The organism is Rothia sp. HMSC072B03 (assembly GCF_001809565.1).
Lineage (GTDB): Bacteria > Actinomycetota > Actinomycetes > Actinomycetales > Micrococcaceae > Rothia > Rothia mucilaginosa_A.
Map to the genome: position 1 here is coordinate 385570 of NZ_KV797970.1, position 12052 is coordinate 397621.

At 61.9% G+C, this 12052-nt stretch carries 8 protein-coding genes and 1 tRNA gene; 6 read left to right on the forward strand and 3 right to left on the reverse strand.

The genetic code is table 11. From position 1 onward, the window contains the following. Window positions 1-30 precede the first annotated feature (30 nt). The 4 genes from HMPREF2630_RS08180 (at window position 31) to HMPREF2630_RS08195 (ending at window position 3619) form a co-directional block, all read left to right on the forward strand. The gene (locus HMPREF2630_RS08180) at window positions 31-819 is read left to right on the forward strand and encodes an ABC transporter ATP-binding protein (protein WP_049334164.1); all 789 of its coding nucleotides are present in this window, start codon (window positions 31-33) and stop codon (window positions 817-819) included. Next, complete coding sequence (locus tag HMPREF2630_RS08185) at window positions 816-1691, forward strand: TrmH family RNA methyltransferase (protein ID WP_070484370.1); 876 nt, start codon at window positions 816-818, stop codon at window positions 1689-1691. Before HMPREF2630_RS08180 ends, HMPREF2630_RS08185 begins: the two co-directional genes overlap by 4 nt. A gap of 211 nt (window positions 1692-1902) precedes the next feature. Then, complete coding sequence (locus HMPREF2630_RS08190) at window positions 1903-2160, forward strand: type B 50S ribosomal protein L31 (RefSeq protein ID WP_049334166.1); 258 nt, start codon at window positions 1903-1905, stop codon at window positions 2158-2160. A gap of 286 nt (window positions 2161-2446) precedes the next feature. Then, on the forward strand, window positions 2447-3619 hold the full coding sequence (locus tag HMPREF2630_RS08195) for an LCP family protein (protein WP_070484372.1): 1173 nt from the start codon (window positions 2447-2449) through the stop codon (window positions 3617-3619). 227 nt (window positions 3620-3846) lie between these two features. Here HMPREF2630_RS08195 and HMPREF2630_RS08200 read toward each other — a convergent pair whose 3' ends face one another. Continuing rightward, on the reverse strand, window positions 3847-5112 hold the full coding sequence (locus HMPREF2630_RS08200; protein ID WP_049334168.1) for an HIRAN domain-containing protein: 1266 nt from the start codon (window positions 5110-5112) through the stop codon (window positions 3847-3849). 298 nt (window positions 5113-5410) lie between these two features. Continuing rightward, window positions 5411-8086, reverse strand: a complete 2676-nt coding sequence (pepN, locus tag HMPREF2630_RS08205) for an aminopeptidase N (RefSeq protein WP_070484375.1) — start codon at window positions 8084-8086, stop codon at window positions 5411-5413. Between the two features lie 250 nt (window positions 8087-8336). Here pepN and HMPREF2630_RS08210 point away from each other — a divergent pair. Beyond that, window positions 8337-8423 (forward strand) — tRNA-Leu (locus tag HMPREF2630_RS08210). Between the two features lie 153 nt (window positions 8424-8576). On the opposite strand, the gene HMPREF2630_RS08215 is transcribed toward HMPREF2630_RS08210, so the two are convergent. Continuing rightward, on the reverse strand, window positions 8577-9662 hold the full coding sequence (locus HMPREF2630_RS08215; protein ID WP_049343316.1) for a 2,3-butanediol dehydrogenase: 1086 nt from the start codon (window positions 9660-9662) through the stop codon (window positions 8577-8579). Between the two features lie 405 nt (window positions 9663-10067). On the opposite strand from HMPREF2630_RS08215, the gene HMPREF2630_RS08220 reads away from it, so the two are divergent. Then, window positions 10068-11657 carry an amidohydrolase gene (locus HMPREF2630_RS08220; RefSeq protein ID WP_083298917.1) on the forward strand — a complete coding sequence of 530 codons (1590 nt, stop codon included), beginning with the start codon at window positions 10068-10070 and terminating at the stop codon, window positions 11655-11657. The last annotated feature ends 395 nt before the right edge of the window (window positions 11658-12052 follow it).

Below are 12052 nucleotides of genomic sequence, written 5' to 3' on the forward strand. Positions count from 1 at the left end.
CCCACCCGCCAATTCACTGGAAGAAGAACCATGAGCACCGTACTCAACCTGCAGAACGTTTCCGTCGTCCGCGGCGGCCGCAAGATCCTCAACGACGTTTCCTGGACCGTGAACGAAGGTGAACGCTGGGTCGTGCTGGGCCCCAACGGCGCCGGTAAGTCCACCCTGCTCTCCGTCGCGGCGGCCCGCCTGCACCCCACCAGCGGCGAGGTTGAGATTCTTGACGAGACCCTCGGAGCGGTCGACGTTTTCGAACTGCGTCCGCGCATCGGCCTGTCCTCCGGCGCCTCCGCAACCCAGATTCCCGCCACCGAGAAGGTCTCCGACGTAGTCGTCACCGCCGCATACGCCGTTTCCGGCCGCTGGAACGAAGAATACGACGTCATGGACGACGAGCGCGCCACCGAGCTGCTGGCCGAGTGGGGCGTCGACACCCTTGCCGACCGCACCTTCGGCTCCCTCTCCGACGGCGAGCGCAAGCGCGCCCTCATCGCCCGCGCCCTCATGACCGACCCCGAACTGCTGCTGCTGGACGAGCCCGGCTCGGGCATGGACATCTCCGGCCGCGAGGACCTCGTGGAGCGACTGACCGCCCTGGCCGCTGACCCCTACGCACCGGCCACCGTGCTCATTACCCACCACCTCGAGGAGATTCCCTCCGGCTTCACCCACGCCCTGATGATCCGCGACGGCGGCGTGGTTGCGGCCGGCCCGATTCTCTCCACCATCACCGAGGCCAACCTCGCCGCAACCTACGACATGGACCTGGCCCTGACCGTGACCTCGTCGGGTCGCTTCTCGGCCTTCAAGCGCGCATGAGTCGAGGCCCCAAGCAGCTGACCGCCGAGCAGATTGCCGAGCGCGCCGAACGCGTCTACGCAATCGAGTCGGTCACGCCCCTGGATCAGGCCCCCGAGCAGCAGCTGCGGTACTACACGCAGCTGACCGATGTGAAGCTGCGTAGCGCCCTGGAACCGCAGTGGGGGATTTACATTGCCGAATCCTCCAAGGTGATTCGTCGGGCGCTCGCGGCCGGTCATCAGCCTGTCTCCTTCCTCATGAGTGAGAAATGGGCTGATGACCTGGCGGACGTCCTGCGGGAACACCCGGGCACCCCCGCCTACGTGGGTAGTGAGGAGCAGCTGGAGCAGGTGACCGGCTTTCACCTGCACCGCGGCGCCCTGGCGGCAATGGCCCGCCCGGCGCCTCAGCCCCTGCAGGAGCTACTGAACGGGGCGCGTCGCGTGGCCATTCTGGAAGACATCGTGGACCATACGAACGTGGGCGCGATTTTCCGTTCGGCGGCGGCCCTGGATGTGGATGCCGTGCTGGTTACCCCTCGATGCGCCGACCCGCTGTACCGCAGGTCGATTCGCGTGTCGATGGGTACCGTATTCCAGGTTCCGTGGGCCCGGCTGCAGTCCTGGCCGACCGACCTGCAGACCCTGCACGAGCTGGGTTTCAGAAGCGCCGCCATGGCCCTGGAGGAGGACTCCCTGAGCCTGGATGAGCTGGCCGCCCGCGGCGATGAAAAGCTTGCGCTCATCCTGGGCACCGAGGGTCACGGTCTTTCGCCGCGCACCCTGGCGGCCTGCAACGATACCGTGATGATTCCCATGTCCCACGGCGTGGATTCGCTGAATGTGGCCGCGGCGAGCGCCGTCGCCTTCTGGGAGACGCGCCCGCGCTAGGGACCGGCCGAGCGCGCCGGGGAATCGCTATGTGATTGGCCGCGGCGCTGGGATTTAAACCGTAAAGGTGGTACCCTTAACGGGTTGTGCTCGCCCATGCGGGCGCAATGGTGATGCGCTCTCAAGTTTTCTCGACAGCCGCACATCGAAAAACCTACTCCATCTATATAAGGGCTACTGGCAAAATCCAGTAGCAGAAGAAGGTAAATCAATGAAGGCAGATATCCACCCGGAATACAAGCCGGTTCTGTTCCGCGACCTCGCATCCGGCAAGGTCTTCCTGACCCGTTCCACCCGCACCTCTGACAAGGTTGAGAAGTGGGAAGACGGCAACGAGTACCCGATCATCGAGGTTGAAATCTCGTCTGAGTCGCACCCGTTCTACACCGGTAAGCAGCGCATCATGGACTCCGCAGGTCGCGTCGAGCGCTTCAACGCACGCTTTGCAAACTTCGGCAAGAAGGCTTAATTCTTCCCGAAAGATTGCGCCGTATAGCGTTTTAAAGGCCCCGCTTCCCTTGGCTTTCAAGGGGGGCGGGGTTTTTCGCTAGAACGTGAGGAACGCTGTACTGCCACGGGCGGGATAGGGTGCCCGCTACACAGCTGACAGCGCTACAATGGGAAAGTATTTTGCGAGGTGTGCACACACCGCCCTTCACTAGCACCGATGATGCTCCGGCTACCACATCACCGGGGAATTACGGCGAAATGGGCGTTGCCTTCTCGCCTATCACCACTTCAAACAAAGGATAATAATGAGCGACGAACACTCTGAACCGTCGCAGAAGAAGAAATGGATTAAGCGTACCCTGCTGATTCTGCTGATTCTTCTGCTGGTTATCGCCCTTGGCGTTGGCTTCTTCCTATGGCGTGCCGGCCATACCTGGGATAGCCAGACCGAGAAATTTGATTCCATCACCAAGGTGGATGAAGACCAAGCCAAGATTAAAGAGAAGCTTGGCGAGGCAAAGCCACTGAACATTTCCGAGCTGCAGGCACCGAAGGTCACCAACCAGAATGGCTCTTCCTCTGGAGAGGGTGCCGAGGCCGCGCTGGCCGCTAACGCGAGCGAGCATGATAAGAACGGCGACGGTATTCTCGATGACGGCTACAGCTACGACACCGTCAAGGGACCGGGCCAGAATATTCTGCTGCTGGGTAGCGACACCCGCTCCGGTTCCGAGGCGGCTATGGTGAGCGGCTCCCGTGCCGACACCATCATGCTGATGCACATTCCCGCCGACGGCAAGGGCGTGTATCTGGTCTCGATTATGCGTGATACCTGGGTGAACATCCCCGGCTACGGTCCCGCAAAGATTAACGCCGCGCTGAACTACGGTGGTATCTCTCTGCAGGTGGCCACGATTGAGAACCTTGTGGGTGTGAAGATCGATCACGTGGCCGAGATGGAGTTCGAGGGATTCAAGTCACTCGTGAACTCCGTGGGTGGCGTGGATGTGCAGGTCCCCTTCGACTTCGACATTAACGCCTGGTCGTTCCGCCAGGGTACGCAGCACATGGATGGTGGCGCTGCGCTGGCCTTCGTGCGTGCCCGCTACCAGTTCGCTGACGGTGACTACCAGCGTGTGCGTAACCAGCGCGCATTCCTGCGCGGACTGTACAGCACGATGAAGGCCAAGGGCGCGTTGAACAACGTGGCTTCCTTCCAGTCCGCCGTGGAGTCCGTCGCGGGATACGTACGCGTGGACCAGGGACTGAACGCAATGCAGATTGCTCAGCTTGCGGCTCCGGTGCTGACCAGCGGTGACACCTCGATGCACATGACGACCCTGCCGAACGCCGGTCCGGGTTGGTCGTACGATGGCCAGTCCATCGTTCTGGTTAACCAGGCGGCAAATGCTCAGCTGGCAAACGCGCTGCAGCACGATACGATGGATCAGTTCATGGCTACCTACGGCCAGGACTAGTATCCCTCCTCACCCGGTGCGGGTGTAGGAACGAGGGCGGCCCCCTCACCGAAAGGGGTGAGGGGGCCGCCCTCTGCTATACCCGAGCTGAACCGTTTCGTGGGTTTCCCGATAGTGCACCCACCGCGGATGGAGTGGAAGATTCTTCTGGAAAGTTGAACACACAAAGAGAGCGTCAGAGCCCGGCGGCGTGCCGTTCTCTGACGCTCTCTTAAACGGGGGGAGGACTACACCGAGGTGGTGGAGGAGTCCTGCGCGGATTCGTACTCCTCCTCGTCCGCCTCCTCTTCGATGTACTCTTCGTCCTCGTAAATGTCGTACTCGTCGGCCCGGCGACCGAAGTAGAAGGCCACCGCAGCCACGGCACCACCCATGATTGCAATCAGGATACCGAGAATCGGGGTCCAGAGCATCGAAATTAGGCCGGCCAGCAGAACCGCCAGGCCAGCACCCTTGACCAGGTTCAGCAGTCGCTCACGTTCCGAGGGCTCGTAGTACTCCTCTTCCTCCAGAGTGTACTCAATCACCGGCTTCTCGGCGACCGGCTCATCAGCAGACGGCTCGGATGCTGAGGAACCACCGGTCAGGGAGCTGATAAACCCACGGCGCTTCTTCGGCGCCTGAGCCGCAGTCTCGGCGCGGTGTCGCTCACCCTCGCTCGGCACGTAGGCTGCGGGCACCTCGTACTCTTCACCGGCCGGCAGCAGAGCCGGAACATTATTGGGCAGAGTCTCGTACCATTCCTGCGGAATGTCGACCGGGCGTGCAGCCTGAACGGTCAGCGACAGCTCCAGAGTGTTACCACGAATCGTACCCCAGGCGCTTGTGAGGCGATCGTGCTCAAAGGCATAGCGAATCACGGGGGCCAGCTGTTCAGACATCTGGGTGCTCAGGCGACCCACCAGCTTGCGATCGTGACGCACCTCCACGCTATCGACCACACGACCGTCGGAGGTCTTCAGCTGGTTAGCCTCCAGGGTCAGAATCACGCGACCCTCACCGCTGGGCGGCAAAATGCTGTGCAGGTATTCGGAGTGCTCCTTCTCGTCCAGAACCTTCATGGACGGTCCCTGGGGGAGCAGGGTGGCACGGGTGGGCGCATCGTTGAGGGGGAACAGTGAACCGGGTGCGGACAGGGAGAGTACACCGGAGCTCTTCACGCGCATGTCACCGTTCTCGGTGCGAACGGCCACGGCGGAAAGCTGCAGATGCGCAATCGGCTCGTACCCGGAGGCAACCACGCGGGTGATGGGCTCCCAATAGGCCGCCGAATCGGCAGCGCTCATGCGACCGACCTTGAACTCGTCAATATAGACGGCAATGCTATTCGGCTCGTAGGGGTTATCAGGCTCGGGGACGAGTCGCGCCTCACCGTACCAGATGCGTTCACGGTCGATGTGCAGTTCCTCAAAAACTTGGAGGGTTTCCGCTTCATAGTAATCGTCGGTGACAATTTCGACGCTACCGCGATCACCGAGTGCGTAGTCGACCACTGAAAACTCCTTCTGATCCGTGTCTAAATGAGCTGATACCTAGTCCATTCTCTCATGGTTTACGGGCGCACAGCTCACATATGCGGGTGACGTTTATCTGTCTTTTCTTCCGGCACTCATCCGGTCGGCGCGGTGCGGCATCCCTGCCGGGTAACCTTCTCTGCGCACGCTCTGCACCGGGACGCGCAAGACGCCGCTCGGCACGTTCCCGGAAATCTACCGGGAGCGTGCCGAGCGGCGGTTCATCATTGCGGGACGCTATGACCCGCATCCTAAGCGTAAGCGCTTAGCTTGGCTACTACTTAGCCTGCAGGGAGGCGTTGAACTTCTGAGCCACAATCGAACGGTGGCCGTGATCCTGAGCCTCCAGAACCAGGCGGCGCAGAGCCGAGGGAGCCTCGGGGTTTGCCTCCAGCCACTGCTGAGCCAGCTTGACCGACGGGTTGTCGTCCACGCCGAGGCCCTCGGTCGAACCGGTGTTGTACGGAGCCTTCGGGTACAGGCCGCGCACAATACGCGAAGCCATACCAATCGATCGGGACTCCCACACGCCCAGCAGGGCCTCAAAGTAGGGGCCGTAGTACTGCTCGCGCAACTCCACCGGGCCGCGCACGTAACCATTAATGGTCGAGGCCAGAGCATCGTTCGACAGCGACTCGTCGTCCATGATGGTCTTGTACGCGGCAGCCTTGCGCTCGGCGTTCGGCAGAGCGGCCATTGCGTACGCGTAACCGTTCGAGGAAATCGAGGAGGGGCTGTACTTGGAGGCACGCTCCAGCTCCTCCACGGTGACCAGGTTGCGGCTTGCGAGCGCACCCAGGGCGCTCCAACCCAGGTTCTGGTCGTAGGGGATGCCGGTCGCATCTGCGATATCGCCGGTGGTGTCCTCGAACGCACCGCGGGCAATGTCGCGGCAGAGCTCCTCGCCCTTGGTAGCGTTGGTCGAGACCGAGATCAGGCCGCGCAGCAGGATCAGCTGCTCGTCCGAACCGGGCTTAGCCTGAGCCAGGGCGGCGGAGAAGGCGTCGTAGAGGGCGTCGTAGAGGCGTTCGCGGCCGGTGGGTGCCGAGAAGGTGGCGATGGCGACCTGCGAGTTGTTGACCATGGTGCCCAGCAGGGATGCGCTGGGTTCCTTGGAGACATTGCGGACAACCGCATCCACGTAGGTGGTGACGGGCAGGCGGGCGTCGCGGACGTTCTCCCAGAGGGATCCCCAGATGAGGCCGCGGGAGAGCGCGGATTCGAGGGTGGAGACGCCCTCGATGGCGGCCTGCAGGCCGTCTTCGTCGGTCAGGGCGACCTTGGCGTAGGTGTGGTCCTCGGCGTTGAGCATGAGCAGGTCGGCCTCGCCCACGAGCTTCTTCTGCTCATCGGTCAGCTCCACACGGTACTCGGAGATGGGCTCTGCCGGGTACTCGAGGGAGAGCACACCGGTGGAGATGAGCTTGCCGTCGGTCAGCGCGAAGGTTTCCAGCTTTGCCACGTGGGGGCGGCCCAGACCTGCGGGCTGCTGTGCGGGCAGTTCCTGGGTGAGGATCAGGTCGGTGAGCTGACCGTCTTCGCCGTAGACGCGCTTGGTGCCCAGTGCGGACACGCCGGAGGTCTGCAGCCAGGCATCGGCCCAGGCCTGCATGTCGCGGCCGGAGACTTCGTTGAGTACCTGCAGGAAGTCGTTCAGGGAGGTGTTGCCCCATTCGAAGCGCTTGAAGTACACGCGTGCTGCTTCAATGAAGGTGTCGAAGCCGACGTAGGCGACCAGCTGCTTGAGGACCGAGGCGCCCTTGGCGTAGGTGATGCCGTCGAAGTTCTGTGCTGCGGCCTCCAGATGGGGGATGTCAGCCACGATGGGGTGGGTGGTGGGCAGCTGGTCCTGCATGTAGGCCCAGGCCTTGCGGTTGTTAGCGAAGGTGACCCACGCATCCTCGAAGTGGTTAGCTTCCTTGGCACCCAGGGTACCCATGAAGTCTGCGAAGGACTCCTTGAGCCACAGGTCGTCCCACCACTTCATGGTGACCAGGTCGCCGAACCACATGTGCGCCATCTCGTGGCAGATGGTGTTGGTGCGACCCTCCAGGTCGTCCTCGGTCGCGCCGGAAACGAAGATGTAGTCCTCGGTGAAGGTGACCAGACCGGGGTTCTCCATGGCGCCGATATTGTATTCGGGCACGAAGGCCTGCTCGTACTTGGGGTACGGGTAGGGGTAGTCGAAGAGGTCCTGGAAGAAGTCCAGGCCGTTCTCGGTGACCTTGAAGATGTGGTCGTAGTCGAAGTGCGGCTTCAGGGACTGGCGGCAGTAGGCGACCAGGGGAATGTCACCGCTGTTGACCTTGCTCTTGGGCTTGTAGGTGGTGGTTGCGGTGAAGTACTCGCCGGCCAGGATTGCGGTGATGTAGGTGGAAATCTTGGCGGTGGGGGCGAAGACGCGCTTGGAGATGGAGTCGTCGGAGGGGTCGGTCACCTGCGACTCGAGCACGGCGTTGGAGCTAACGACCCAGTCCTTGGGTGCGGTAATGCGGAAGTTGAAGACGGCCTTCAGGTCGGGCTGCTCGAAGTTGGGGAAGACGCGGCGGCAGTCGGAGGGCTCGTACTGGGTGTACAGGTACACGCGACCGTCGGAGGGGTCGAAGTAGCGGTGCAGGCCCTCGCCGGAGCGGGAGTAGTAGGAGCGGCCGTGGATGGTCAGCACGTTCTCGGCCTTCAGGTTGGCCAGACGGATGCGTGCGCCGTCAACGACTTCGTCCAGCTTCAGCTCGACACCGTTGAGCTTGACGGAGTCAATGCTGTGGTGAATGTAGTCGATGAAGGTTTCTGCGCCGGGGGTGTTGCAGGAGAAACGGACGGTGGCTGCGGTGGGGTAGGACTCGAATTCGGGGTCCTTGGCGTTCGTCAGGTCGACGTGTACGTCGTAGCTATCAACGCTGATAAGAGCCGAACGTTCTGCGGCTTCTTCGCGGGAGAGGTTCTCGTTGTTCATAGTTCCTTATTCTAATCGTTCCTGAAAGAAATCTGGGAGTTTGCGGGCCGTTCCCGTCATATAACCTCCGCGGAGTAGGGGACGTGAGGGTATTCTGGCGGATGCGCACGGCTCCTAATCACTCGCGAACCTTCCGCACAATAGTGTGATGCATAACATGCTTTCCTGATTTGCGGAGATCCCCGAAAGTCCGTATAGTATTACGTGTTGCTTCGAACGGCACCGCAAGGAAAACGTTCGAGAGTCACCTGCGCGGGTGGCGGAATAGGCAGACGCGCTAGCTTGAGGTGCTAGTCCTCGCATTTAGAGGGTGGGGGTTCAAGTCCCCCCTCGCGCACAGATAATCCCCGGTTCTTCGGAACCGGGGATTTTTGTATGCCCGGTAAAAAGTACACAAAAAAGTAGCGGGGCGAGGCTCCATGAGGAACCCCGCCCCGCTATCTAGTTCACCCCGCTAGTGCAGGGCTAGAAACTCGCTGAGCGAACCGTATTACTCGGCCAGGCGCTCCGGGTCGGTGGTGACCAGAATCTTCACAGCGGTCTCGTTGTGGTGAATCAGGGTGTCGAAGCCCTTGTCAATCAGGTCCTCCACAGCAATCTTGCCGGTGATGAAGGGCTTGAGGTCGATCTTGCCGGACTCAACCAGCTTGATGGTCTCGGGGTGGGAGTTCACGTAAGCGATGGTGCCGCGGATATCGATCTCCTTGAGCACAATCTTCTGAACATCCAGGGAAGCAGGCTTACCCCAAATAGAGACGATGACGACCTTACCGGTGGGCTTGAGGGCATCCAGAATCAGGTCCAGTGCGGGCTGAACGGAGGTGCACTCGAAAGCGATGTCGGCGCCACGACCGTCGGTCAGCTTGTGAATCTCGGCCAGAACGTCGGTCTCAGCGGGGGAGAAAGCGTAGTCGGCAACGCCGGAGTCCAGAGCCTTCTGGCGGCGCAGGGAGGACAGCTCGGAGATGATGACCTTAGCACCCTTAGCCTTCAGCACGGCGGAGGTCAGCAGACCGATGGGGCCGGCACCGGTGACCAGTGCGTATGCGCCTTCCTTGAACTCGCCGGCACGCTCAACAGCGTGGTAACCAACGCTCAGGGGCTCAATCAGTGCAGCCTCGTCCAGGGGAATGTTGTTAGGAATCTTGTGAACCCAGCGGCGCTTGACAGCAACCTTCTCGGACAGGCCGCCACCGCGACCTGCCAGACCGATGAAGTTCATGTCCTTGGACAGGTGGTAGTCCTTGGACTCGGGGCCGGTGTAGACGTCATCAGCAATGATGTAGGGCTCGACGACGACGTGGTCGCCGACCTTCAGGTCGTCAACACCCTCGCCCAGGGCCTCAACGACACCGGAGAATTCGTGGCCGAGGGTCACGGGGGAGTCCTCACCGGAAATCGGGTGGGGGTGGCCATGCTTGGGGCAGAAGATGGGGCCGTCCAGGTATTCGTGCAGGTCGGTACCGCAAATGCCGCACCATGCGACCTTAATCAGAACCTCGCCCGCAGCGGCTTCGGGTGCGGGGATGTCTTCAATGCGGATGTCGTTACGGTCGTAGAAGCGTGCTGCCTTCATGGGATGGAGCTCCTTAAACGTATTAAAACGTGGTTGTGGCGTCTCACGGCGGTGTGCATCTGCCAGGTAGTTACCATCGGGTTCTGCCGTGGTGAGCGGTAGAATGACGGTGCGCGCTCGCGAGGTTGAAAAGGGAAGCAACCTTGCGGATGCGTTCACCGAGATAGTGAACTTTCCTGCCGACATGCTCATCGCGACGCCGGTTGTAGGAGGACGGTAGGATTACCGCTCTCACTGCTTAACGCTACTCCTGTGAAGCGCAGAAAACTAGGCGACATACAAAAAATCTTTTATGTGACGCACATTTCTTCATAAAGTTATCTTGACCTACCAAATAGGGTTACTTCGACCCTTCATGTGCGGGTTGGCTAGCGTAGGTGATGCGCGCACGGTAGCGTAGAGTCCATGAGCACGAACCCCGCAAGCACTCCCGAAAATCCTGTCGCACCCGAGGCAAAAACTACGCTTGGAGCGGAACCCTCTCGCCCCGAACAGCCAGCCCCCACCGTGCACCGCTACGCCGCACCGGACGCCGACCGTCAGCGCGGCAGCGAGTACGCCGAGGTGCTCGCCTACGAGACGCAACAGCGCAAGAACGCCGCCGACCGCCGCATCGGCAGAGGCAAACACCACGCCGGTCACCACGGAGAACCCGACGGCGGAGGCTCTCTGCCCGGCCCGCACCCCAAGAAACGCCCGAGCAATCGCCACGGCAAACCTTTCGGTCATCGCCTCGACCACGACTGCGGCCTGGACGATACCCGCCGTGCCCTCGCGGACTCCATCGCCAACCGCGCCAGCGATCTCACCGAAATTCTTCGGGCGATCCACGCGCATCCCGAAACCGCCTACCGCGAGCGCTTCGCCTCATCCACGCTCGTCGAGGCAGTGCGCACCGCACACCCGGACCTCACCGTCACCCACCCCGCCTTCGGAATCGACACCGCCTTCGCGGTCGAGCTGACCAGCGCCGACTACGACCCCGAAAAGCACCGCACCATTGCGATTCTCTCCGAGTACGACGCGCTACCGGGCATCGGGCACGGCTGTGGCCACAATGTTATCGCCACCGCCGGCCTCGGAGCGTTCCTCGCCCTGGCGGATACGCTCGCGGCTACCCCGGATGCCTTCAGCGGGCGGGTACTCTACTACGGCACTCCCGCCGAGGAGTCCGAAGCCGGCAAGGAGCTCATGGCCCGCGCCGGTGCCTTCGACTCTGTGGATGCCGCAATCATGGTGCACCCCTACTTCATGGACGTGGCGGACCAGGCGTGGCTGGGCCGCCGCGAATGTCGCGTCACCTACACCGGCGTGAGCGCGCACGCCTCCTCGCATCCCTTCATGGGACGCAACGCGCTGGATGCGGCCAGCCTCGCCTACCAGGGGCTCGGCCTGCTGCGCCAGCAGATTCCCGGGTCCGACCGCATCCACGCGATTATTGACCGCGGGGGAGAAGCACCGAACCTGATTCCCGCCACCGCGAGCCTACACATTAATATCCGCTCCAAGCACGCCCCCACCCTGCGAGCGCTCTCGCGCCGCGTGGAGGAGGTACTGCGCGGTGCCGCCCTCATGGCCGGGGTTTCCGCTGAGGTGACCTGGGATGGCTCGCCCATGACCATGCCCGTGCGTACCAACGGGCCGCTACTGAAGCGGTGGGTGGCCTCCCAACGTGCCGTGGGTCGGCACCCGTATCCGCCCGGGACCGTGAGCGATACCCTGGCGGCCTCTACGGATTTCGGTAACGTGAGCCTGCGCGTGCCCGGTATTCACCCGCTCATCGGCATCGCGCCGGAAGGCACCGGCATGCACACCGAGCAGTTCGCGGTCGCGGCCAACACCCCGGAGGCTGTGGCCGGCGCACTGGATGCCGCCTTCGGCCTGGCGTTTGTGGTGGTGGATTACCTGGTGGACGACGAGCTGGCCCGCGCGGTGCGCACCCATTTTGAGGAGGCCGGCGGCGCCGTGGATGTGGAGGGCTACTTCGCCGGGTAGTAGTCGCGTGCCGTGGTCTTCGGGGCCGTATTGGGGTTTCCGGCCCCCGCGGGTTTGTCGGGGTTCGCGCTCGCACCGCTCGGGGGCAAGATACCCAAGTGCCCCAACCGGCAGATGTGAGATTGCTCAAAAGGTCAGAACCGCATTATTTGGTTTTATGAGCGAAAAACATCCCTGCACGCTCATAAAGTCACCATGACCCATCAGAAAAGACAAATTAACCCCACACAAAACGCAAATTCTTCGGCATAATAGAACATAACGAAGCGAGGCACCGGGAAACACCTCACCTCGGCCACACGTGCACCCCGCACTGTGCGCGGTGCAACAGAAACCCGAGGCACACACCCCGCTTCGCCATCCCGCGAGAAAACACTCGCACAGCACAGATAACT